Source organism: Aquimarina algiphila, assembly GCF_947494415.1.
Taxonomy (GTDB): Bacteria; Bacteroidota; Bacteroidia; order Flavobacteriales; family Flavobacteriaceae; genus Aquimarina; species Aquimarina algiphila.
In genome coordinates this window covers 284,888-308,946 of the sequence record NZ_CANLVC010000008.1, presented here as the reverse complement: position 1 = coordinate 308,946, position 24,059 = coordinate 284,888, and the positions used below count along the sequence as shown (strand labels likewise).

Sequence of the window (24,059 nt, the reverse complement as noted above, 5' to 3'; positions counted from 1 at the left end):
ATGATTTTATATCTATTATAAAATCGATTTGTTACTTATAAAATACTCTATCCTTCTCACTATTATTCTTAGTACAATTACAACAGACCGAATCGGGATATAATAAAATACTTAGTAACTCTATATATTTAGTAAACCATCTGTTCAATACCTGATTTAATGTTAGTTTCTTTATTTTTGGTTTTGATTTTATACATTCTATATTATATGTTTTCATTACTTTAGTTTTTAGTGATAGTACTATGTTCACACGCCCATTCTACAGCTTTGTAGGCATGAATTTTTGCCGTATGAAATATTGGAATTTTTATATCCTGTTCTGAAAGTAGTAAAGAGAGTTCTGTACAACCAAGAATCACTCCTTCTATTCCTTTTGAATACGAATTTTTAATTATTTCTATGCTATGTTCTCTTGAGGTTGTAGTACATACTCCCTTTACCAGTTCTGTATAAATAATATCATGGATTCGTTGCCTTTCATCAGATGCCGGAATACTAATTTCTAAATCATATTGATTTTCTAAAATGTTAGTATAGAAATCCTTTTCCATTGTAAACTTTGTCCCTAAGAGCAACACTTTTTTAAGTTTTTTTTCTCTAATGGCATCTCCTGTAGCTTCAGCAATATGTAAAAAGGGAATCGACACATGCTCTTTTATAGCATCGCTCACTAAATGTATTAGATTGGTACACAGCACTATGATGTCTGCTCCTGCCCTTTCTAATTGCCATGCACTTCTTGCCATAATAGCTCCAATACTATCCCAATCTCCTTCAAATGTTAGTTTTTCGATTTCTGCAAAATCAACAGATACCATGATTATTTTGGCTGAATGAGAGCCTCCTAAAACTTCATTGATTCGTTTGTTAATCAATTCATAGTAAAGTTTTGAAGATTCCCAACTCATCCCTCCTATTAATCCAATTGTTTTTGATGTTTTCATGTTGTATATTTTTTATCAAAATTATGGGTATAACCTTCTATTTATTAAAAAGTAAATTGAATCCTCATAAGTGACTAATTGATTTTTTTTCAACTACAACTCGTAGTATTGTATTGTATCTTTGTTGAGTATGGAACTTAAGTATTTCAGATTAATAAAAACTATTGCAGAAGAAGGTAGTATTGCTAATTCCTCAGAACGTTTATTTTTAACGCAATCTGCTTTAAGTCATCAATTGCGAGAGCTCGAAGAACGTTTAGGCTTTAAAGTATTTCATAGAACCAGAAATAAATGGGAATTAACCCAAGAAGGAAAAGAATTGTATCGATTAGCCAATAAACTATTTAATACTATAGATGAAGGTTTTAATACTATTAAACACATCAAAGAAGGTTCTAAAGGGGCTATTAAGTTAAGTGCAGAATGTCAATCCTTTTTTCATACTATCCCTGGATTTATTCAAAAAATGGGTATACTTTATCCAGAAATTGATATTGAATTGAGTCTTGGTGCTACCTACCAAACCATCTCACAAGTATTATCTAATGAAATTGATATTGCTATTGTAACAAACAAACCTGAAGAAGAAGAACTTACTAGTTTAGAGGTATTTGAGGATGAAATATTTGCTATTATGCACAAAGAAAGTAAATTAAATGAACATGAATATCTTGAAGCTAGTCATTTTGCCAATATACATTTGTTGATTAATTCGTTTCCATTAGAAGGAGTATCTGTTTATGATCATTTTTTAAGGCCTCATAAAATAAATCCAATTAAAATCTCTGCAATTCCGTTTACCGAAATTACAATCTCGATGATTAAGGCCAATATGGGAATTATGTGTGCTCCAAAATGGCAACTAAAACCTTTTACTCTATCAGAAGATATTGTTTTTAAGCGCATAAGTAAACATGGGGTAAAAAGAAAACATTATCTGGTATTAAAGAAAGAAAACAGAAATAAGAAATATATTAATGATTTCATCTCTAATTTTGAAGAAAATTTTATGGAATTATAAATAAAAGTAATTCAGCATACACATTAGTATACTGAATTACCTGTTGCAAATAATTTTGCTTTTTCTTAGAATCGCTTAATATTTAAAGTCTTAGGTACAAATTATACATCTCGCTATTCTTTTGTTTGTGGTAAAAAAGCTTTAAACTCATAAATTCTTGATACAAGAATCGCAATAATTGCTACAATAGAAGGCATCCATTCTCCATCTCCAACCATATAGTGGGCAAAAAACGCAAGTACTGCATCAAAAAAGAAACCAGCGTATGCCCACTCTTTTAAAAATGTATTTTTTCTACTTAAAACTGCTAACAATCCTAATATCTTAGCTACGGCTAATGGATATATTATCCAAGTCGGAAATCCAAGATTTTCAAAAAAACCAGATGCTCTTTCATAATTAAATATATACATTCCTGCAGAAAATGTGAATACCAGAGTCATAATCCCTGTAGCTATCCAATATATAATTTTATTTGTTTTCATGATAATAGTCTTTAATTGTTTATTAGTTTAATTAATAGGTTGAGAAAAAATAACCTCGCGTGTTACTTGCCAGCGATTATCTTCTCTAACCAAATCAATGCTTAGTACCAATTTTCTTTCTTCTTCTGTTAATTTTACTTTTCGAGTTATTAAAACATGAGCTTTTTGTTCATCTGCTTCAATATGATTGAATTCAGCCCAGGTATTCAATGGAGCTTCTCCATTATCCCGTTTCATTTGAAATAAATTTTTAAAGGTTGCTTTGTCGGCATTCATTAACTGACCTTTATCATCTATCATAATAACTTGGAGATTATCATGATAAATTGATTCTAATTCTTCTACATCAAAACTTGTTCCTGCTTCAATTAATCTTTCAATAGTTTTCTTAACCTCTATTAAAGGCTGATTTTCTGTATTCATTTTACTAATATTTATATTACTATTTAATGTAAAGGGTTGAGATCTCATCTTTTAAAACATTTAATAAATCCTTAGGCTCTAACCTTATCATATGATTCTCTTCAAAATAATCGTAAACGATTTCCAGATCTTTATTAATAACATATATGGCCGGAACCGGAAGTTCATAATTAGAATTATCATGGATCTCACTAAGGTTGATTCCGAAATTGGTATATTCTTCTCTTAATTTCTTATTTAACTGAAAAACAATCCCAAAGGCTTTCATCAGTTTGGCATTTTGATCACTTAATACAGGAAATGAAAGATGATTCTTATTTGAGGTTTGTATCGTTATTTCTGGAGTTTCTGCACTAATTGCTATGATACCTGCCCCTAATTCGGCAAAGTCTTCTTTTAATTTCTCATAAGCTCTTAATTCTGTATTACAATAGGGGCACCAACCACCTCTGTAAAAATTAATGATCAATAATTTATGAGTAACCAATTCTTGTATCGATGTAGATATACCAAAAGAATTTAACACTTCTAAATCTGGAACATAATCCCCTTTTTTAAGAGCATTTTTCTTTAAATTACTTAATCTAACTTCTTTTATCCCATCTAATAAAACTTGGGCAATTGCCTTAGGTATTCTTGAGAATCCAGCATCACTTATTTGTATCAATTGTTGCTTTAGTGTCATCATTGTTTATTTTGATAACACAAAATTACTGAAGCAATAAGGCTTAAGAATGATCAATCAATTATTATAAATAGTCAATCTATAACCGAAGTTGATTAGTTGTATCGTTTGATGAATTTGTTAGGAGTTGTGCCGGTATGTTTTTTAAAAAATCGAATAAAATTTGAAGGTTCGGGAAAACCCATCTTAAAACCAATTTCTTGTGTAGTATATTTTTTTTCAGAAATATTCCGTTTAATTTCAAGAAGAAGCCAACTATCAATAAAAGCTTTGGCAGTTTTATTGGTTACTTCTTTACAGATATCATTAAGGTATTTATATGAAATAGCCAATCGGTTTGCATAATCTTTTGCGTTATGACTTTCCTGATAATACTGACTAACTAATAATTTAAAGTGAATAAAATCCTTAAATCTTCGACTTTCAAAAATTTCATGTTGGTATATAGTAAGTCGCTTAATTTGAATAAGTAAAGATAAAAATATGGTTTTAACAAAGTCTGACTTCAAATTATTATTCGTACTGCTTTGTACTTGCTCTAAAAGAGCTATAAAAGGCAAAAGAAGAGCAATGTTCTCCTCACCTATTAGTAGATTAGAAGTATGATATAAATGAAGAAAATGAAATAGATTCTTTTCACTAATATGTTCTGTAATAAAAGATTCATTAAATGAAATAATATATCCTTTTACTAATAATTCTTTTTTGAAAAAATGTACTTGGCCTTTTACCAAAGGAATTAAGACTCCTGGAGACAATATATACTCCTTAAAATCAACATTATGAGTACTATTGCCCTCTGTGATGATGATAAGTGCATTAAACTGAATTCTATGAGATGAAAATAAATCTACAGAATGGTTTTCAAAGCGCTTATAGAGATTTTCCATTGAAATTATTTCAAAAGGAATAGGTTGTTTTGCAACCTCAGAGTATATTATGTCTTCTATATTTTTGGACAATTAATTATTGATTATTAAGTCAATAAAGATACTAATGAAAATTGATAATCATTCACTCCTTTATAACTGTTCATTTACAAAGAAATCCTGGAAAGAAAAATAAGCTATTTAATACTATCACAAAATACAGAGATTGATATGAACATCTGTTCATATCAATCTCTGTATACTTATTAATACTTATATATTTCTATTTTTTCATTCCTTCCAGATCCATCATGAATGCATAACTCAAGGCAGTACGTTTATAACGCTCAAACCTACCTGACGCACCACCATGACCTGTTTTCATATCGCAATCCATGATTAAAAGATTATCATCAGTTTTTAATTCTCTAAGTTTGGCTATCCACTTAGCGGGTTCCCAATATTGTACCTGACTATCCCAATAGCCTGTTGTAATTAATGTATTTGGATAAGCTTTTGCTTCAACATTATCATATGGTGAATACGATTTCATATATTCATAATATTCTTTGTTTTTTGGGTTACCCCATTCGTCAAATTCAAATGTTGTTAAAGGTATAGTTTCATCCATCATAGTAGATATTACGTCTACAAATGGTACAGCAGCCACTACTCCATTCCATAATTCTGGTTTCATATTCATAATGGCTCCCATTAATAACCCCCCTGCACTACCTCCCATAGCATACATATGGTCTGGACTTGTATAACCTTCACTAACCAAAAAATCGCCACAATCAATAAAATCAGTAAATGTATTCTTTTTCTTAAGTAGCTTACCATCTTCATACCAATGCCTTCCCATTTCTTGTCCTCCTCTAATATGAGCCATGGCATATACAAATCCGCGATCTAGTAGGCTAAGTCTATTGGAGCTAAAAAAAGGTTCTGTGCTACTACCATAAGAACCATAAGAATATAGTAATAATGGAGTTTTACTACTTATTTCTACACCTTTTTTGTATACAATTGATATAGGTACTTTAACCCCATCTCTTACCGTTGCGTATAAACGTTCAGATGTATAATTATCTTTTGAAAAGTTAGGATCTAATACTTCTTGTTCTTTTAAAATAGTTTCTTTCTTCGTTTCCATATTATACTCTATAGTACTTGTAGGAGTAGTTAAAGAAGAATATTGGTAACGAAGAATATTAGTATCAAAATCAAGATTTGTTGTTGGATATGCAACATAAGCAGGATCCTTAAATTTGATATAATGATCATTATCACCATTCCATTTCATCACTCGAATTGTACGTAATCCATCTACTCGTTCTTGTATCACTAAATGCTCTTTGAAAATTTCAAAATTTTGAAGCAAAACATTTTCACGATGAGGAATTACATCTATCCAGTTTTCCTTTGTTGTAGAGGAAATAGGTGTTTTTACTAAACGAAAATTTTTAGCATTAAGATTTGTTCTAATGTAAAAATGGTCATCATAATGATCAACACTATATTCTAAATCTTTTTCTCTAGCTTGGATAAGTTTCCATTCGCCATTTGGAGTATCAGCATTTATATATCTATATTCTGTAGATAAGGTTTGATCACTACCAATCATAATATATTTTCGAGATTTTGATTTATATACGAAACAAAGAAAAGTTTCATCTTTCTCCTCAAAAACTAATTCATCCTGAGATTGATCAGTCCCTAAAACATGTTTATAAATTTTATCTTGTCTTAACGTTATGGAATCTTTTGTAGCATAAAAAAGAGTTTTGTTATCATTTGCCCATACTGCTCTACCACTTGTGTTTTCAAGTTTATCTGATAATAGTTCACCAGATTCTAAATTTTTAAATTGAATTACATAACGACGCCTGGAAACGGTATCTACACCAAATGCTAAAAGCTTATTATTAATACTGATCGACCTGCCTCCAATAGCAAAATAAGAATGATTTTTTGCCATTTCGGGCCCGTTGAGTATAATTTCTTCCTTATTATTGTCATCTAATTTTTTACGGCAATACAAGGCATAATCCAAACCTTCTTCATAACGTGTATAGTAAGAGTAACCATTATCATTATAAGGAACAGAAGCATCATCTTTTTTAACACGACTAACCATTTCATCAAATAACTTCTTTTGAAGACTATCTGTGTGCTTCATTGCTATATTCTTATATTCATTTTCTGCATTTAGATAATCTAATACATCCTGAGTTTGTGCATCAGGTATTTCAGCATTTTTCTGTTTATCACTTAAACGCATCCAAAAATAATTATCAATTCGGATATCATCATGCGCTTCTAACTTCTCAGGAATTTTTTTAGCAATAGGTGGTTTAATTGATGAATGTTCTATTGATTTTGTTTTCTCTGTATCTGTTTTACAAGCAACAAAGAATATAGTGAAAATGATAAAAAAATAAACGAGTTTTGTTTTCATGATAGTGTAAGAATTAATTGATTGACAAATTTGTAATTGTAAAAATAGTTGAAAATATTCTAGTATTCTACTTAAAAATTAATTCATCAGTTCTATTACCTCTCTTACATTATCGTCAATTACACGTTCTATCAGTAGTCGTTTTGGATCAATAGCCGCTTTTATCGGAATATGATCAACTTCAAATGTAAAGCTCATATTTTGATCAGTAAACAACACTCTTTTTACATGTATTAGTTTTTTTTCGTCTGCATCGGCATATACTCCAATATCAACCCAATCATGTTGTTGTACATTATGCTCATTGCCCAAACTATCTACTTTTATTTTATGAGCTTCAATAGACATTGAAACATCATACTTCCCATTATTTTTAGCAGTATAAGTTGCTGTTTTCAAGCGATAATCATACAGTGTAATCTCTTTTAACCAATCTTTTACAAGATACTGCATTGCATCTGGTATTCGAGATTCTAAATATGATATAAAATCTAAGGTTGTTGGATAGGGAGCTGTTTTATATTTATAATCGTTTAAAAATTCCCTTAAGGTCTCATTAATTACTTCCTCTCCAAGATAATCTTGTAAAGCATATAACACTAAACTCCCTTTTCCGTAATGAATATATCCTTGATCCTTTACTTTATATAAAGGATTTTCTTTTTCCGTTTCACGGCTTCTTCCTTTTAAATATTTTTCAAAATCATAAGCCAGGTATTGCTTCATTTTTATATCATCATTAAGCTCTTTTTTCATGACCATTAATGCAGAATACTCAGCAAAACTTTCTGATAGCATTGTAGCCCCTTCTACATTGGCACCCACTACCTGATGTGCCCAATACTGATGAGCCATCTCATGAGCTACTATAGAATAGATGATATTGTTATCATTTTTATTTGAAAGATTAGTGATAAACCCTCCTCCTTCTGTATAAGGCATTGTTCCAGGAAATGCTTGAGCAAAATTATAATATCTCGGAATTTCAACAATTCTTGCTTGATGATGAAAATAAGGACCAAAGTTTTCAGTAAAGTACGTTAGTGATTTTTCAACTGCATTAAGCATCATATCGATATTATAATGATGCGTTTTATGATGATAAACCTCGATATCAATTCCGTTCCATTTTTTGCTGGCAACTTCATATTTGGCTGACATAAAATTGGTAAAGTTTAATGATACGTGATCACTTTTATATTTAAAAAAAGATCTTTCTTTTGTAGACCATTGTTTTATGAGTGAGCCAGGTGCAACTGCTATTTGATCATTCGCCGTAGAAATAGTAGTTTCTATTTGCACCCAATCTGATAGATTTTTAGTTATATAATTTCCTGTAGTTACATCTTTTTTAGCCTTCAAAGAATTCATTACGACCCTCACAGGTAAACCCCTGTTTATTCGATTATTAGCATCTTTTATCTCATTATTAACTTCATATCCAAAAGAAGGCAAAATATGAGATGTATCGAGAAATGTTCCGTTTTTAGCGACGCGAATATTTGATACAGAGTTTTCAAAACCTTTACTGACATACTTTGTTTCGGCAACAATGTGTATCGTATCATTTGGCAATAATGAAGTATTTAATTTAAAAATCTGATAACCAAGTCTAGTATCATTATACACCAATTTTGAATTTGGAATAGCTATTGTTTTTTTCCAGTTTGAAACTCTTAATTCTGGCCCTGTATTGCTTTCTCCAACAAAATATGTAGTTGTATAATGTAGAGAATCAATTGCTTTTTTGCTTTTGTTTACTAAAGTAATGTAGGATTTAGATTTTACATTCCGCTCATTTGGGTAAATATCAACTTCATATTGTATCGAAGTTATTTTGGGCTGTATAATGTGTTCAAATTGTTTGTATTTTTTCTCATAAGACTCTTGCATATTTTCAATATCATCAGCAGATGTATAAGGATTTAATACTTGAGTATTATAGTAAACAAAGCTAGAGGTTAAGATAAACAAAACAGAAATAACAATTAGACTCAAAATATATCTCTTCGTGAAATATTTTTGTGCAGTTTTTAATCTGTTTTTGAATCCGCTAATGGTTCCTCTTACCCAAAACACACTTGTTATTATGGTAAGTAAAACACCAAATAATATCCAATATAAGTTAAACCAGTTTTTTGCGGTTAACACTGCCCCAAACGCATTCATATCAGAATACAAATAACTTGGTGTAAATCCAAGGTTAACCATATAGGATGAAATCCCTAATGTATCTACTACCAAAAATTCTATTAAGAAAATAAGTAAGATTGACACAAAGTATGCAATATATTTATGGTTTATAAGAATTTGTATCGATATCAAAATACAGGACCAAATCGCATACGTTGGTAAACCCGAATAGAGAAAATCTAAGAGATATACTCCGATTTCCGGATTTGTGTACCCGTTTAACAATTGATATCCAATAGATATAAAAATTAGAAATAGGTCAAAGATGATATTTATAACAATTAGCGATATTATTTTAGAAATGATTAAAACAAAAGAATGATGATAGGTACTATCAACTACTCCATTAATCGTATTTGTTCGCTCTCTCCATACTAACTCCCCACTAAAAAACACTAACATGATCATACCTAGAATCATACTAATGGGGCGATTAAAATCAAGGATTTTATAGGTTACAGGATAGGATTGAAGACCATAGTACTCAAAACCATTGATAAGCTTATTAATTAAAGTAAGAGCCCCAAAAATGAGCATTATTTTAAAAGTATTACTTTTTAAAAGAGTATAAAAATTGATTTTAAAGAAACTAATAAACTGTATTGCTGATATTGTATTGTTGAAGTTACTTTTTATTTGAGGGAGATTAAAGCTTTTTGTTTCTGATGTTTTATGCTTTCTTTTCTTAGTAATAGTTGTTTTTTTATTTTTTCGCATAAAAGAAAAGGATATATAAGAGCCAAAAATGATAATTAGTCCAATAGAAAACCAAAGAATTCTATTGACAAGTAACCACCCTGCAAAAGACACGATTTCTATATTTTTTTGAATACCAGTTAAGTATTTGGTATCTATAGTATAAGCTCTTATCCCTAAAATATCAGTAAGTGCTGCCAAATTTTCTGTACTGATATCATTTAAAAATGTTCCTGATAATAAATATCCAATTATAATAATAGTAGTAGCTATAAATGAAATAATTGTGCTTTTCCATGTATTCGCAATAGCAAAAATAATCGCACCAGAAATAAACATATTAGGCAAAATAAATAGTAAATAGTTATTTATAAAAGCACCGAAATGAAGCTCTCCTAACCTGTTTTCGCCTATTATTCCAGTTTCAAGCCCCATATTAGTGCCAATTAGGAAACCAAGAAGTACACCCAATAATGGAATTGTAGATAAAAAAAGAGCACCAAAAAATCGACCAAAAAAATAACCAGCTTTATGGATAGATGTACTAAAAAGAATTTCATCAAAATTATACTGATAATCCCTTAATGCGGCATTATTAAAATAGGTCGTAGCAATTAGCAATCCAAAAATTGACATATTTGCCACATATATTGTCATTACATAGGGAGCATTTCTTAATGTAGTTCCTACTGAGCCTCCAAATGTTATATCATCGTTCAGAACTCCAATGACAGCAATGATTGTAAATATGAAAAAAAATATATAGATCATGGGTTGTTTTAACCCTCTTGTGATCTCTTTTAAAAAGAATGTTTTAAACATCATGTTTTGTTTTAAGATTATACCTAATCAAGAGGCTTAAATAATATTTGTTTTTGCAAAAAAAACATCTTCTAATGTTGGTGAAACTTGAAAAAATCCTTCTCCGGGTATCTGATCACTTAACACATGAATTAGTGGCTTACCTCCTACCATTTTATTTGAAATCACCTTATACATATTTGTATAAGCTTCTAACTCATTTCGTTCTATTAATTTTTGCCAGACTTTATCTTCTAATTCATCAATTACTGATTGAGGTTTGCCCTGGCATATTAATTTTCCTTTATTCATAATGGCCATGTGTTGACATAACTCTCGTACATCTTCGACAATATGCGTAGATAAAATAATGATTACATCTTCTGCTGCATCTGCCAGGAGATTATGAAATCTATTTCTTTCTCCAGGATCCAGCCCTGCAGTGGGTTCATCTACAATTATTAATTTTGGATTACCAATAAGGGCTTGAGCAATGCCAATTCTTTGTTTCATTCCTCCTGAGAATCCTTTTACAGCTTTATTTCGTTTATCATAAAGGTTTACTTTATGGAGTAAATAACGAACTAATTCGGCCCTTTCTTTCTTATGACTTATACCTTTTAAAATGGCTAGGTGATCTAGTAATTGTTTTGCGGTTATTTTTGGGTATACACCAAATTCCTGAGGAAGGTATCCCAATACTTTTCGTAATTCGGTTGGATATTTAAGAATATCTATTTCTCCTAAAAAAACAGAACCACTATCTGCTTCTTGTAGTGTTGCTAATGTTCTCATTAAAGAAGATTTACCAGCTCCATTTGCGCCCAATAAACCAAACATTCCGTTAGAAACTTCTAAAGAAAGATGATCTAGTGCTTTTACCCCGTTTGCATATGTTTTACATAAATCTTGTATAACTAATTTCATAAGTTCGTAGTTTTAGAATCTGGAACAAAAAAAATAGAATGCGTTTGGGGAATCAATTCTTTTTAACGAACAACGCTATACCTGTTGCATATAAGTATAGTTAAACAATGAAATAAGTTCATTAATAAAAAGAATCAATTCATTGATGATATAATGATATTCGTTAAATAGAATAGTCCTACTTCGATAGTTTTAGTACATTAGTTTTCTATGAAAAAAAGAATACTTATTCATATCCTCATTCTTATTAGCATATCATTTGTAATCGGATTAATGTTTGCTGTTGCAAATTGGGATACACTTACTTTTGGTTCATTAGCCATTTACTTTTTGCAAGTTGCTTCGGGTATTTTCTTAATACTTGTTCCACCTATTTATTTCAATATATACTGGCTCATCCCAAAATACCTTGTTAGAAAACAATACATTAGGTTTGGTTTAACAATGTCTGTTGTGATTATTGGTTGGGGATCTGTTATAGCTTATATAGAGCCTTGGATGGATCATTATTGGTTTAATCAACCAAAGGAAGAAAAAAACATAGAAAGTGGAATCTTGATTATGGTTTTTATAATGCTAATCACTACACTATTAAACCTCTCTTATAAATGGTTCTTTCAACTTTCTAAAATTAACAAAATCGAAAATGATCGTCTTCATCTTGAATTATCTTTATTAAAAAATCAAATCAATCCACATTTCTTTTTTAATACGCTAAATAATCTATATGCTCTTTCTCTCGAAAAGTCTGATGAAACTCCTTCTGTTATTTTAAAACTTTCTGAAATGATGCGATATACAATTTATGATTGTAAAGCTTCCAAAGTTTCAATTGCTGGCGAAGTAACATATTTAGATAATTTCATTGCTTTACAAAAGATGAGGCATCACAAGCGTGGAATAATTACATTTAAAAAAGAAATTGAAAATGAATCTATACAAATTGCTCCAATGATTCTAATTGTATTTTTAGAAAATGCATTTAAACATGGTTTTGATCTTATCGAAAAAAATGCATTCCTAAATTTTGAATTAAAAACAACAGAAAAAGAGCTATATCTCTGTATTGAAAATAATTTTAATGATACAATATCCCAAAATCAATCTGGAATAGGACTTGAAAATGTAAAGAGAAGGCTATCTTTAATTTATCCAAATGCTCATTCTCTGGATATTATCAAAAAAGACAATGAATTTATAGTAGAGCTAAAATTAAATTTAGAATGAATTGCATAACGATAGATGATGAGCCATTAGCTCATAAAGTAATCAAAAATTATTGTGAAGATCTTTCTTTTTTAACTATCGAAAAAGAATGTTATTCTGCATTTGAAGCTATGAGTTATTTAAATGAAAATCAGGTTGATTTGATTTTCCTGGATATTAATATGCCAAAACTTAAAGGGCTAGATTTTTTACGTACGCTAAGTAATCCTCCACTAATTATAGTTACTACAGCATATCAGGAGTATGCTATTGAAGGTTATGAGCTTAATATTATAGATTATCTCCTTAAGCCATTCAGTTTTGAGCGTTTTCTAAAAGCTATTGGCAAAGCACGAGATCAAAAAAAATTAATGGAAGGAGCAAACTCTAATCAATCAACATCGGTCACCAACGCAGTTATCAATACAGATGAAAGCATATTCATAAAAGGGGATAAAAAAATTCATCAGATATCTCTAAATTCAATTTTATATTTAGAAAGTTTAGGTAGTTATGTCAAAATACATCTTGGTCATGAAACGATCACATCCTTGGATAGGTTAACAAATTTTGAAAATATGTTACCTAAAAAACAATTTTTGAGAATACACAGATCATATATCGTAGCCTTAAAAAAAATTCAAACAATAGAGGGTAACCGAATTAAAATAGAAGGTGTTCATATTCCAATTGGTAGTGTTTATAAGCATAACTTAATAGAAGCGATACGATAATTTTAATTTTTATATTACTACCATAAAACCAATATAGGAATATCTATTTTTTGTGATACTTGTTTTAAAAGAGCATCAACCCTTCCCTTTTAGCTTATTTCAAGTTTTGTTGTTTTAAATCATTGATGATTTCAAACCTTTTTTGCTGTAATATCTCATTCTTTTTCCTAATAATACAGTTTCTGGTTTTACCTTATCTATATATTCTTTGATACAGTTTTTAATATTTCCGTAGGAAAACTTATACTTTATCGAAATATTATTTTGCTTTTCAATTGTTCTTATAATTTCAACTAATTTGGATTTTGTATTTCCATAATCTTCATGAATTGATCGCATTACAGAAAATTGATTTTCATTTTTTTATAACATCAGTAGGCGCCTTTATATGATGGACTTCTACACTACTACTCGTTGTTGTTTACTCTGAAAAGGATAACACATTATTTTTTGTTTTTCTATCGATGAGTTTATATTTTGGATCTATTCCAGCTTTAGTTGGTTTTTGATTTACTGTAAGTTCTAATTGAGTAATCTGATTTGTAATTTTGTGCTTTTTTAGATAAATCAATTTATCTTTTCCATTCTTTCCATCAGCATAGATACCAATATCAACCCAATCATTAATACTAATTGATTTTTCGACGCCCAAACTATCTATCCTATATTTCACAGCATCTAAAGTTAAATTTACCCGATACTGATCTTTTGATATAGTAGTATAACGAGCTTCGGTAGTTTTGTTTTCATATAAAGTTATGGTCTCAAATAAATCCATAATAATATATTGCAAATGGTCTGGAGTAACTTCTCTAAAATATCCTAATAAATCTGCAGTAGTAGCGTATCTATCGGTTTGCAATTGCCCATTAAAACCATTCCAATCTCTAATAAATCTTCTTAAGGCAAGATTCACTTTTTCTTCAGATATATAATCTTGAAAAGCATATAGGTTTAAAGCTCCTTTTCCATAATGAATGTACTGTTGTCCTTCTACCAATGCTAATGGTAATTCTTTTTTTCTTTCTGAAGTTCTGCCACTTAGATATCGTTCTAATTCTCCTTTTAAGAATTGTTGAATTTTTTCTTCAGAATACACTTGTTTCATAACCATTAATGCAGAGTACTGTGCTAATGATTCTAATATCATATGCCTACCCTCTACATTGGCTGCCACTAATTGCAACCCCCACCATTGATGTGCCAGTTCATGTGCTGTTATATAAAAAGTCATATCTACGTCCTTTTCATCATCAATATCCATCATAAATCCTATGGCTTCAGAAAAAGGTACCGTACTTGGAAAAGACTGAGCAAAGGTTTCGTATCTGGGGAACTCCATAATTCTCATCTGATGATCCTGATATGGGCTAAAGTTTGTACTAAAATAATCAAAAGATGCTTTCATAGATTTCATCATTCTATCCAGATTGTATTCATGCCCTTTATGATAATAGATTTCCAGGTCTACTGGATCTCCTAAACTATCATTTTTTGGAATCCATTGATCTTTCTTTACTTCATAACGAGCAGAAACAACAGCATAAAAATTTATCATTGGAGTATCCATTTTGTAATGAAAATATTTACGATCTCCTTCTATCCATTCTTTTTTTAATGTACCTGATGTAATTGCGGTTTGATCAGCTTCTGTACCAATAACCATCTCAAAGTTGATTTTATATCCGTCTCCCCCAGACCTTCCATTCATTAACTCTTTGGGGTCATCTATTTTGGCCTTTGTCATTCTAGGAGATAATCCATAATCCCTACGAGTATTATTATCCTTTAGTTCATAGCTTTTATTATATCCTAATGTTGGAAAATGATCGTTATTAAAGAATGTACCATTATAAACTATTTGAGTATTTGATTGATTATCGCCTTCAAACCCCTTTGTAGTATAGGTTTGTTTAAATTCCATTTTTAAAGAATCTCCGGGAACTAAAGGCTGATCTAATGTATAAACATAATAACTGAATTCCTCGAATTCGTTACTAATGCTAACTCCTCTGTTAAAGTATACATCCTCTAAAACTACATCATCATTAGCTAACTTTTGAATATGAATTTCTTTAATATTTGTATTGTGCTTGTTTTTAAGTATAAAATACCCTTCAGCAGTATAATTTCTCTCTTTTGGATATAATTCTACTTTTAAATTTACATCTACTATTTTGGGTTGTGGGAGGTATTCATACCTTTTAAGTGTTTTCTCATAATTTGCTTTATACGTTTCTTTTGTTGATATAGAAAAGTGTGTATTAAGAATATTTGTATTATAAAAGATATAACATCCTGTAGTTATAAAAATAAACATTGCCACTGTTCCTAATTTTATCAGGGAACTATTTAATCGTAATTGACCTAATTTTAAACGCTTTTTTAATTGTGTTTCTGTACCTCTTACAGAAAAAACTACCGTTATAATGAATATAAGCATACATATTGCAATCCAATAAACTTTAAAGAGACTATATGATAATGGAAAGTGACCATATCCATTCATATCAGAATATGTTCCCAGATCACCACCTCCAAAACTATAAAGTCCGTGATTAAAACCTAGTATTAGCAAAGCCAAGGTTACAATAAAGAAAATTAAAACCATCAAATGTCCTATATACTTATGGTTACAAATGGTTTGAAAGAAAAAAGAGATAAAACTAAAGAGCATAAGAAAAGGAAAAATCTCGCCAAAGAAACCAACGGTATAATTTACAAGATCAACCTGGTAATATCCTTTTGAAATCTGAAAAACTATTCCTGATACGATTAAAACTACTATCAATATTAAATACATAAGTAACAACCCCAGAAACTTTCCTGTTAAATTGATAAAGTCAGATATTGGTAAAGAATCATGTATTAAATTGAGTTTGACATCCCTCTCCTTCCAGATCAGTTCTCCAGAATAAAATACGAGAAGAATCAAAAAGAAAAACATCGACATTTCCTGAAGTTCTTCGATTACTAGATATGTACTTGGATAACTATTTACACCAAATATATTTCCCAAATCAATAGAATTGATAAATATGATACCTATTCCACAAAGTAGTATAGCCAAAAAGGAACCTTCCTTTAGTATAGACCTTAAATAGAAGAATGTATGATGTTTAAGCTGAATAAAATTTGCTTTAATATCATGACGTATATTCACCTTAGGAATTTCTATATCCTCTTGTAATGATTTTTTTTCTTTATTCTGAAAAGCTTTAGACTTCTTTTTCGATCCTTTATCCCGAACTACATTAAAGCTAAATTTGTAAGCACCAACAATAAAGACAACAATTCCTATAATGACCCAAATTAATCGATTGTATAATAACAATCCATCCATAGGTACCATAGTCAAATTACGCTCTGTAGTTGTCCAAAACCTTACAATTGTATTAATGGTTTGAAAAGAAAATGGATCTAAAGCTGTCACAAAAAATGGATCATCAATCCTCCCTTTGGTTAGCATAGCTGTAATCTGATATAAAACAAAAAATATGATTCCTTGTGTGTATACTACAATGAGTTTACGACTTAGTGCGCCACTAATAAAAAAAATAACTCCTCCACAGAATAAATTTGGTATGACTAAATAAAGAAATGGTTGAAGATAATGCCACAAATTGAAGGTTAGCATATTATCTGTATCTCGCCATGGCATAAACTCTCCTAACATAATACCAAAAAGCAATCCACTATAAATAAATAGTAGGACTACAAAAGAACCCAGAAATCGGCCTAGCAAATAATCTTTTTTCTTAATCGGATTAATAAACATTAGTGATTCCATATTATGATCAAAATCCCTCAATGCTGCAACTCCCATAATCATGGACGTTATCATTGTGAAAATGGCAGTAACAACTGCCATAGTAAAAGCGATAACATAAGGAGCGTTTTCTTTTACAGGGTTTAGACCTTTCTCAAATATGAAGTTAACAGCTATTAAAGAAAATAAAAAGACGATTGCAAAATAGATATAAGTATCAGGGCGTTTTGCTCTATATTTAATTTCAAATTTGAATATTTCGTACCACATCATGATTGATTTTTTATTGTATTGAAAAAATTAGGGTTGAAGTATGCTAGTTTTATGGATTTAGTCTTTGAGATTAACCAAAAATCTGTGAAAAGTACACATCGTTAAGGTCTGCTTCTATAGGAATAAAGTCATTACCGGGATTATGATCACTCAGAACATGAATGACTGGCTTACCTTGTAGTAATTTTTCAGCGATGACCTTATATTCTTGCTTATACATCCCCAATTCATTCTTTTTAATGGTTTTTTGATATACCTTCCCTTCTATCTTTTCAATAGTTTTTGTGGGGTTACCTTTAAGCAATACTTCTCCTTGATTTATAATGGCCATATTGGGACATAATTCTTTTACATCGTCTACAATATGAGTAGAAAGTATCACAATAGTATTCTCGCCAAGCTCACTTAATACATTATAGAATCGGTTTCTTTCAGCTGGATCAAGTCCGGCAGTGGGTTCATCTACAATAACCAATTTGGGGTTAGAAAGTAAGGCCTGTGCAATACCAAAACGTTGTTTCATTCCTCCAGAAAAACCTCCAAGATTTTTCTTTCTATGATTATATAAATTGGTTTTATGTAAAAGTGCTTTAACGATTTCTCTCCTTTCCTTTTTGTTTGTGATTCCTTTGAGAACTGCAAGGTGATTAAGTAATAATTCTGGAGAAACTTTTGGATATAACCCAAATTCTTGAGGTAGATACCCAAGAACTTTTCGAACTTCATTTTTTTGTGTAAGAACATCCAGGTCACCCAGAGTTATTGTTCCCTCATCGGCTTCTTGTAAAGTAGCAATAGTTCTCATTAAGGTAGATTTACCCGCTCCATTAGGACCAAGTAGACCAAACATTCCGGTAGGAATCTCTAGTGAAACATTATTTAGTGCTTTAACCCCATTAGCATAGGTTTTCGAAAGATTTGTTATGTTTAGACTGTTCATATTGATTGATTTTTAAACAAACTTATCAAGTATGTAGGATGCCTTTCAAACAATTGTGATGAACTTAGTTGTATAAGGGATACAAAAACCAAAAGTGTATTTAAAGAGTTTTTATCACACTTTTAGAAGATTTTAACACCGTATAGCGTTTGTTTATCAACTTCTTTGGCTGAACCATTTTATTCAATTAATATTGATCTATGATTTCAATTATTAGAAGATATAAACGTAGTATAATAGCATTAGGGTTTTCTTTATTTTTCCTAATGAATATAGCTTTTTTAGGTGTTCTAGATATATGGTTTACCAGCTCTCTATGTCTTTTTGCTGTGATTTGTATTATGGGATACTCGACTTTTTTTGAGTTCCTTAAAAACAAAATTGATATTCAATCCTGGAAACGTAAGGAATTTAGGGTAATGGCAATATTGATTGCCTTTTTATATTTAATAGGAGCAATCGAAACTGAATCTGATCATAATGCTCTTTCTTTCTTTTTTAGCTTACTATTTTTAGTCATCCTCCTACTTATCTTTATACAATACTATATGGCCAAAAAAAAAATCCGAGCAATCGGTATCTGGAGTATCTCCAAACTTGGTTTTGTAGTGTTATCAATGATCATGATGATGACACTCATTGTGTTATTTATGTATACGGTAGAAGTAGACACGAATCAAAAAGATGTGATACCTTCGGGGAGCGAAGAGTTTTTTGAATTACTCACACCTGTTTTCTTTCTCTCCCTTTTTGTTTTTCTGGCAAATTGGATAATTAGACAGATAAAATCAGTCATTAGGCTTAAAAATGAAAAGGCTCAAACAGAATTATTACATTTAAAAAGCCAGGTTAATCCTCATTTTTTCTTTAATATGCTTAACAATTTGTATGGTTGGGTAGAAAAAGACTCAAAGAAAGCTCAAGAATTAATTCTTAAGCTTTCTGACATGATGCGATATAGTATATATGAAGGAGAGAAAAATTTGGTGCCTCTAGACAAAGAAATATCATATTTAAAAAATTATATCGAATTACATAAAATGCGCTATCATAAAAAGATAGAAATACAATTTGATCTTGATATTGAAGAAGAATATAAGGTGATGCCACTATTGTTTATCATACTTCTTGAGAATGCTTTTAAACATGGTGTAGAAAATTTAAGAGAAAACGCATATGTACATATCAATATGATTGCTAAAAAAAATGAAATCCATTTTATAGTAGAAAATAACTTTGATAATACAGAACTTAATAACCAACCGGGGATCGGTCTTAAAAACCTGAAGCGTAGGCTTGAATTAATGTATCCAGAACAGCACTCCTTATCTTTTATTATAAAAGAAGATGTATATAAGGCAGAATTAACATTAAAGAAATATGATTAGATATATAATTATTGATGATGAATTTGTAGCTCATGATATAATTAAAGGATATTGTGACTTATTGCCCAATATGAGCTTGATGAAGAATTGTTATGATGCACTAGAAGCTTTTGAATATTTAAATAAGAATGAAGTAGATTTGATTTTTTTAGATTTAAATATGCCTAAATTAAAAGGTTTTGATTTTCTAAGAACACTTCCATCACCACCAAAAGTTATTGTTACTACTGCGTATAGCGAATTTGCTCTAGAAGGGTACGAACTTAATATTGCGGATTATCTGTTAAAACCCTTTGGCTTTGAACGTTTTCTAAAAGCAATAAATAAAGCAGTAAGCTCAACCAATAAAGCACAACAGTCAATGTCAATAGCGAACGTCGAAAGTCCTGTTGCAAAAACTATTTTTCTGCGCTCTAATAAAAAATATACACAAGTAGGTATTGATACTATTCTTTATATTGAAGCCGCCGGTAATTATACCAAGGTTATTACTATACATGAAACCATTACTATTCGTGAAAAAATCTCTGAAATGTTAGAATTATTACCTAAAGAAGAGTTTTTACAAGTTCATAAATCATTTGCCGTGGCTAAAAGCCATATAAAGAACATAGAAGGCAATAAAATACACATAAGAGATTATATCATTCCTATTGGGAAGATGTATAAAATAAAAATCAATGAGTTACTTAAATAATTACCTTTCTTGTTGTTAAAATATTAGAATATTCAACTTGGAATTCTATTTCTGCTTCCGTTTTTGATTTAAGTGTAATACGAAAGTTGCATTAAATCCAAAAACAAAATTTCCATCTTTAAAATTAAAATTATTTGGGGTTTGTGTAATAAAATTATCCTCTACCATACCTCTTGTATTGGTCAGCTGAAATTGTAACATTACATCACTTAGCTCCCAGTTTACACCTAATGCAAATGCATCATAGGTATCTATAGACTTTAGAGGATTGAGAACGTAATAGTATTCTGAGACTATAGATACATGGCCTCCCAATTTATATCGACCACCAATCCCAATTGCAAAATGATTATTTGGATCTTCATCAAATGTAGACGAACTCCTATGTATATATGTTGGAGAAAGTTGCATAGAAAATTGAGGTGTGAACTTACGAGCAATTAATACCTGACTGGTAAATGCTAACTGATCTGTAAAATCCTCAAATCTATTAATATCAGTAAAAGGTCTATTACGTCTACTGCGATATGAACCATTTTGAAATAAAGTCATGCTTATAGGCGATCCTTTTTTATCACTTCGTTGTCTAAGTAACTTATATTTTAAAAATCCATCAAAAATACCATCCAATGTGCTTACTCCTGCCCCAAATGTTAATCGATCACTAATACCATACTCTAAAGCCAATCTTGCATTTATCTTATCCGCTACAAACCGTTGGCCTTCAAAATTGGGTATATTCCAAAATCGATTCATTGCTTTTATTTCTAACACTCCTTTTTTACGATTTTCTATAGAATGACCAATAGAAATACGTGTAGCTTTAAAAGTAGCAATTTCATATTGTGGGGTATCCGGGTATTCCTTTTCTAATGTGTCGAGTAAACCCTGGCTTTTAACAGAATTACTAAATCCCATCAATATAAAAAAGTATATAATAAAATGTACATTATTTTTCATAAGGCTGGTATTCAAATCTAAATGTTATCGATATATTCTTGGCTATATTAGGAGCCAAAATAGGTGGAATTTTGATATCAAAATCTTTAACAGCAACTTCAAAATCGCCGGTAAATAAATATTTCCCCTCTGTGTTTTCTATTGTCGCTTTTATTTCTACTTCTTTGGTAATACCATGAATAGTAAGCTCTCCTGCAATCATTCGAGTTTGTACTCCATCCATAAGTGGATCAAAATCTTTAATTTTACCTTCAAAAGTAGCCTTAGGATGTAGATCAGACTCTATATAACTCTCATTAAAGTGCTCATGCATCAACGACTTTTTAAATATAAAAGCGTTCATGAGCATACTTATCGCAATTTCATTTTTTGATAAATCTATGATACTTAAAACCTGATTATTTTTTGCTTCTATATTTTCGACAGAAGTATAAGAAAAGAAAGAAATCTGTCCCTGTCGTGCTATAAATTGATCCGGTTTTGTTTCAAAATCAGCAAAATTTATCAAAAGAAATATCAGAATAATAACTTTATTCATTGATTGGTGTATTAATCAGTATACAATGTAATATAATAGCATCTTTTAGAAACCCTTTACAAACTCCTTTAATCCTTACTTTTTGACCCTTCTTGAGTTTTTTTATTTCTTCAACTTGATCATCTTTCATATCACACAATACACTAGAATATTTATTATTGCCATGCAATAATACAGTATTTCGATTATTTAAAAAAGTAACCTCTTTTACAATACCTTCTACTTCTATAACTTTATTTCTATATACAGAATTTGCTGAATTTTCGTTCAACATAAATAATGATATTAACTCTGAAGAATTAACAGAAGTATCAGTAGACATTGCATCTATATTCTTATAAGAACTTTTGTGAAATTCAAAATATGCATACCCCCCTATAATCAGTAGAGCGGAAAAAAAAAGGAATATTATTTTATTTCTGTTATTCATTTATAGTTCTTAAACAACATATTAGATTGGTATAGTAAAGCTCTGATTTTATAAATTATATTTTTTACAATATATAGATAATACATCGCTTATAAAACATTGTGTTTTTTCTATACTTTATTTAAAATATGAAATAATAGAGATATATGGTTTTAAAAAGAAGTACTTACGTAAATAGATTTGAATTGTTTTCATCCTATGATTATTTTATATGTTAGTGTTCAACAAATAAACAATGATTGATGTATTTTATAATACAAAACCTCTCTCAAGAAGAAAAAATAACCTTAAAAAGGAAAAAAAACCATTAAAGTGATTGGTAATTATTTCTTGAATTAAAAAAAATAGCTATAAAAATATATTATTTTCGTCTTCATAATCATAATTATAGTATACTTGATTGTTTAAAATGAGTAATGATATTGTATCAATAGTATAATGAGAAAAGATAAATTATATTTTTTAACCTTTATTTCTATATCAGTTATTTTTTTAATCATCGCTTCTTTTGGGGTGAAATACTTTATTAAGGTTAGTGCTAATCAACTTATCGAAATACAGTTAGAATCGAGTAAAAGAGAAGCAAATGAAATAGCAAAACTCATCAATTATCAACTTACTGCTAACATTGATAAAAAGACTATAATACAAAATATTCAAAATACGATTGAAAACACAAATACAGATGCTTCATTTATTTGTGTGTTTGATTGGTCTGGAAAAGAAGTTTGTAACCCTGATATTACAAAAGTTGGACAAAAAGTAAACTCTAATCAATCTTTATTAGAATCGTTAAGCAAAGAAAATAGTGCTGATAAGCTATATGATTTATTAATGAACCAAAAGCGACAAAAAGAAAAAGATAGCATTACTATAGCATCAGAAATTGTGTATATATCACCGGTTAAAGATTCTGATTTAATCATAGCCGCAAATGTCAACCTGGATAAAGTAGCTACACAAATAAGAAAATTAAAAACAAGTTTTTATACTATATTTATATTAATGGGAGGATTAATCATTTTATCTTCTTTTTTTGCTGTTCGTATTATAGGTAGTTATTATGAGAAACAATTAGAGCTCAAAAACACAAACCTAGAAAGTGAACTGATAAGTCTCTCTAAGCTAAACACTGATCTTGTAGCTTATCAACAAAAGGTTGTCGTAGAAAATACAAATGAAGAACAATCAGAATCAACATCAGATCATGGTAAAAAACGAATTCTTACGTATATAAGAAATGAGCTTATTCCAATTTCTATTGATGAAATTTCTTATATCTATACCGAAAATACGATTACCTATGTGAATTGTTTTAATGGAAAAAAATCCACTAGTAATATAAGTTTAGATGATATGTATATAAGCTTAGATTCTTCCCTATTTTTTAGAGCGAATAGACAATTTATTATTAGTATTGCTTCGATAGAAAAAATAATCAAATATGGTAATAGTCAGCTTAAAATTTTGGTTCGTAATGCTGATGTAGAAATTATTATCAGTAAAAATAAAGCTGCAGAATTTAGACAATGGTTAAACACTTAGCTTATCTATTAACTTTTTTTATCATATTTAATAACTTCACGCGCTATATTCAAGACATATAATTCATTCTTATA

General features: G+C 29.8%; 20 protein-coding genes. 6 read left to right on the top strand and 14 right to left on the bottom strand.

Annotation, left to right across the window (positions count from 1 at the left end):
* Window positions 1-221: 221 nt before the first annotated feature.
* Entirely contained in the window at window positions 222-944 is a 723-nt protein-coding gene (locus PQF96_RS19070) for an aspartate/glutamate racemase family protein (RefSeq protein ID WP_109437358.1), read from the bottom strand.
* Between the two features lie 130 nt (window positions 945-1,074).
* On the opposite strand from PQF96_RS19070, the gene PQF96_RS19065 reads away from it, so the two are divergent.
* Window positions 1,075-1,965 carry a LysR family transcriptional regulator gene (locus tag PQF96_RS19065; RefSeq protein WP_271767822.1) on the top strand — a complete coding sequence of 297 codons (891 nt, stop codon included), beginning with the start codon at window positions 1,075-1,077 and terminating at the stop codon, window positions 1,963-1,965.
* Between the two features lie 113 nt (window positions 1,966-2,078).
* Here PQF96_RS19065 and PQF96_RS19060 read toward each other — a convergent pair whose 3' ends face one another.
* The 7 genes from PQF96_RS19060 to PQF96_RS19030 all read right to left on the bottom strand — a co-directional run bounded on the left by PQF96_RS19060 (window position 2,079) and on the right by PQF96_RS19030 (window position 11,505).
* Window positions 2,079-2,450 carry a DoxX family protein gene (locus PQF96_RS19060; RefSeq protein WP_271767821.1) on the bottom strand — a complete coding sequence of 124 codons (372 nt, stop codon included), beginning with the start codon at window positions 2,448-2,450 and terminating at the stop codon, window positions 2,079-2,081.
* Between the two features lie 27 nt (window positions 2,451-2,477).
* Complete coding sequence (locus PQF96_RS19055; RefSeq protein WP_271767820.1) at window positions 2,478-2,873, bottom strand: nuclear transport factor 2 family protein; 396 nt, start codon at window positions 2,871-2,873, stop codon at window positions 2,478-2,480.
* Between the two features lie 19 nt (window positions 2,874-2,892).
* Entirely contained in the window at window positions 2,893-3,561 is a 669-nt protein-coding gene (locus PQF96_RS19050; protein ID WP_143918433.1) for a peroxiredoxin-like family protein, read from the bottom strand.
* A 92-nt stretch (window positions 3,562-3,653) separates the two neighbouring features.
* Window positions 3,654-4,448, bottom strand: a complete 795-nt coding sequence (locus PQF96_RS19045) for a helix-turn-helix domain-containing protein (protein ID WP_271767819.1) — start codon at window positions 4,446-4,448, stop codon at window positions 3,654-3,656.
* A 262-nt stretch (window positions 4,449-4,710) separates the two neighbouring features.
* On the bottom strand, window positions 4,711-6,888 hold the full coding sequence (locus PQF96_RS19040) for a S9 family peptidase (RefSeq protein ID WP_271767818.1): 2,178 nt from the start codon (window positions 6,886-6,888) through the stop codon (window positions 4,711-4,713).
* Between the two features lie 78 nt (window positions 6,889-6,966).
* Window positions 6,967-10,602 carry an ABC transporter permease/M1 family aminopeptidase gene (locus tag PQF96_RS19035; RefSeq protein ID WP_271767817.1) on the bottom strand — a complete coding sequence of 1,212 codons (3,636 nt, stop codon included), beginning with the start codon at window positions 10,600-10,602 and terminating at the stop codon, window positions 6,967-6,969.
* Window positions 10,603-10,635: 33 nt separating this feature from the next.
* A complete protein-coding gene (locus tag PQF96_RS19030) occupies window positions 10,636-11,505 on the bottom strand; it encodes an ABC transporter ATP-binding protein (RefSeq protein WP_271767816.1) in 870 nt (289 codons plus the stop codon).
* 210 nt (window positions 11,506-11,715) lie between these two features.
* On the opposite strand from PQF96_RS19030, the gene PQF96_RS19025 reads away from it, so the two are divergent.
* Window positions 11,716-12,732 carry a sensor histidine kinase gene (locus PQF96_RS19025; RefSeq protein ID WP_271767815.1) on the top strand — a complete coding sequence of 339 codons (1,017 nt, stop codon included), beginning with the start codon at window positions 11,716-11,718 and terminating at the stop codon, window positions 12,730-12,732.
* On the top strand, window positions 12,729-13,445 hold the full coding sequence (locus PQF96_RS19020; RefSeq protein WP_271767814.1) for a LytR/AlgR family response regulator transcription factor: 717 nt from the start codon (window positions 12,729-12,731) through the stop codon (window positions 13,443-13,445). Before PQF96_RS19025 ends, PQF96_RS19020 begins: the two co-directional genes overlap by 4 nt.
* A 114-nt stretch (window positions 13,446-13,559) precedes the next feature.
* Here the strand turns inward: PQF96_RS19020 and PQF96_RS19015 are convergent, their stop codons facing one another.
* From PQF96_RS19015 to PQF96_RS19005, 3 genes are all read right to left on the bottom strand, one after another.
* Complete coding sequence (locus tag PQF96_RS19015) at window positions 13,560-13,784, bottom strand: hypothetical protein (RefSeq protein WP_109437368.1); 225 nt, start codon at window positions 13,782-13,784, stop codon at window positions 13,560-13,562.
* 82 nt (window positions 13,785-13,866) lie between these two features.
* Window positions 13,867-17,487, bottom strand: coding sequence for an ABC transporter permease/M1 family aminopeptidase (locus PQF96_RS19010; protein ID WP_271767813.1), 3,621 nt, complete (start codon window positions 17,485-17,487; stop codon window positions 13,867-13,869).
* A gap of 70 nt (window positions 17,488-17,557) precedes the next feature.
* Window positions 17,558-18,427 (bottom strand): ABC transporter ATP-binding protein, encoded by an 870-nt coding sequence (locus PQF96_RS19005; RefSeq protein ID WP_271767812.1) that lies wholly within the window; start codon window positions 18,425-18,427, stop codon window positions 17,558-17,560.
* 200 nt (window positions 18,428-18,627) lie between these two features.
* Here PQF96_RS19005 and PQF96_RS19000 point away from each other — a divergent pair, with 200 nt between their 5' ends.
* A complete protein-coding gene (locus PQF96_RS19000) occupies window positions 18,628-19,815 on the top strand; it encodes a sensor histidine kinase (protein WP_235010989.1) in 1,188 nt (395 codons plus the stop codon).
* Window positions 19,808-20,512, top strand: a complete 705-nt coding sequence (locus PQF96_RS18995; RefSeq protein WP_109437371.1) for a LytR/AlgR family response regulator transcription factor — start codon at window positions 19,808-19,810, stop codon at window positions 20,510-20,512. The genes PQF96_RS19000 and PQF96_RS18995 overlap by 8 nt, the downstream gene beginning before the upstream one ends.
* A 45-nt stretch (window positions 20,513-20,557) precedes the next feature.
* Here PQF96_RS18995 and PQF96_RS18990 read toward each other — a convergent pair whose 3' ends face one another.
* Genes PQF96_RS18990 through PQF96_RS18980 form a run of 3 tightly spaced genes read right to left on the bottom strand, consistent with a single transcriptional unit; the run spans window position 20,558 to window position 22,440 of the window.
* Complete coding sequence (locus PQF96_RS18990; protein WP_271767811.1) at window positions 20,558-21,472, bottom strand: DUF5777 family beta-barrel protein; 915 nt, start codon at window positions 21,470-21,472, stop codon at window positions 20,558-20,560.
* Entirely contained in the window at window positions 21,462-22,010 is a 549-nt protein-coding gene (locus PQF96_RS18985) for a YceI family protein (protein ID WP_109437373.1), read from the bottom strand. The genes PQF96_RS18990 and PQF96_RS18985 overlap by 11 nt, the downstream gene beginning before the upstream one ends.
* Window positions 22,003-22,440 (bottom strand): OB-fold protein, encoded by a 438-nt coding sequence (locus tag PQF96_RS18980; RefSeq protein WP_109437374.1) that lies wholly within the window; start codon window positions 22,438-22,440, stop codon window positions 22,003-22,005. Before PQF96_RS18980 ends, PQF96_RS18985 begins: the two co-directional genes overlap by 8 nt.
* A gap of 438 nt (window positions 22,441-22,878) precedes the next feature.
* Between PQF96_RS18980 and PQF96_RS18975 the strand changes: the two genes are divergently transcribed.
* Entirely contained in the window at window positions 22,879-23,985 is a 1,107-nt protein-coding gene (locus PQF96_RS18975) for a LytR/AlgR family response regulator transcription factor (protein ID WP_271767810.1), read from the top strand.
* Window positions 23,986-24,059: the final 74 nt, after the last annotated feature.

Bases quoted from the DNA above. Each gene is read 5' to 3' on its own strand.
- PQF96_RS19070 (WP_109437358.1), bottom strand. From the start codon at position 944: ATGAAAACATCAAAAACAATTGGATTAATAGGAGGGATGAGTTGGGAA.
- PQF96_RS19065 (WP_271767822.1), top strand. From the start codon at position 1,075: ATGGAACTTAAGTATTTCAGATTAATAAAAACTATTGCAGAAGAAGGT.
- PQF96_RS19060 (WP_271767821.1), bottom strand. From the start codon at position 2,450: ATGAAAACAAATAAAATTATATATTGGATAGCTACAGGGATTATGACT.
- PQF96_RS19055 (WP_271767820.1), bottom strand. From the start codon at position 2,873: ATGAATACAGAAAATCAGCCTTTAATAGAGGTTAAGAAAACTATTGAA.
- PQF96_RS19050 (WP_143918433.1), bottom strand. From the start codon at position 3,561: ATGATGACACTAAAGCAACAATTGATACAAATAAGTGATGCTGGATTC.
- PQF96_RS19045 (WP_271767819.1), bottom strand. From the start codon at position 4,448: ATGGAAAATCTCTATAAGCGCTTTGAAAACCATTCTGTAGATTTATTT.
- PQF96_RS19040 (WP_271767818.1), bottom strand. From the start codon at position 6,888: ATGAAAACAAAACTCGTTTATTTTTTTATCATTTTCACTATATTCTTT.
- PQF96_RS19035 (WP_271767817.1), bottom strand. From the start codon at position 10,602: ATGATGTTTAAAACATTCTTTTTAAAAGAGATCACAAGAGGGTTAAAA.
- PQF96_RS19030 (WP_271767816.1), bottom strand. From the start codon at position 11,505: ATGAAATTAGTTATACAAGATTTATGTAAAACATATGCAAACGGGGTA.
- PQF96_RS19025 (WP_271767815.1), top strand. From the start codon at position 11,716: ATGAAAAAAAGAATACTTATTCATATCCTCATTCTTATTAGCATATCA.
- PQF96_RS19020 (WP_271767814.1), top strand. From the start codon at position 12,729: ATGAATTGCATAACGATAGATGATGAGCCATTAGCTCATAAAGTAATC.
- PQF96_RS19015 (WP_109437368.1), bottom strand. From the start codon at position 13,784: ATGCGATCAATTCATGAAGATTATGGAAATACAAAATCCAAATTAGTT.
- PQF96_RS19010 (WP_271767813.1), bottom strand. From the start codon at position 17,487: ATGATGTGGTACGAAATATTCAAATTTGAAATTAAATATAGAGCAAAA.
- PQF96_RS19005 (WP_271767812.1), bottom strand. From the start codon at position 18,427: ATGAACAGTCTAAACATAACAAATCTTTCGAAAACCTATGCTAATGGG.
- PQF96_RS19000 (WP_235010989.1), top strand. From the start codon at position 18,628: ATGATTTCAATTATTAGAAGATATAAACGTAGTATAATAGCATTAGGG.
- PQF96_RS18995 (WP_109437371.1), top strand. From the start codon at position 19,808: ATGATTAGATATATAATTATTGATGATGAATTTGTAGCTCATGATATA.
- PQF96_RS18990 (WP_271767811.1), bottom strand. From the start codon at position 21,472: ATGAAAAATAATGTACATTTTATTATATACTTTTTTATATTGATGGGA.
- PQF96_RS18985 (WP_109437373.1), bottom strand. From the start codon at position 22,010: ATGAATAAAGTTATTATTCTGATATTTCTTTTGATAAATTTTGCTGAT.
- PQF96_RS18980 (WP_109437374.1), bottom strand. From the start codon at position 22,440: ATGAATAACAGAAATAAAATAATATTCCTTTTTTTTTCCGCTCTACTG.
- PQF96_RS18975 (WP_271767810.1), top strand. From the start codon at position 22,879: ATGAGAAAAGATAAATTATATTTTTTAACCTTTATTTCTATATCAGTT.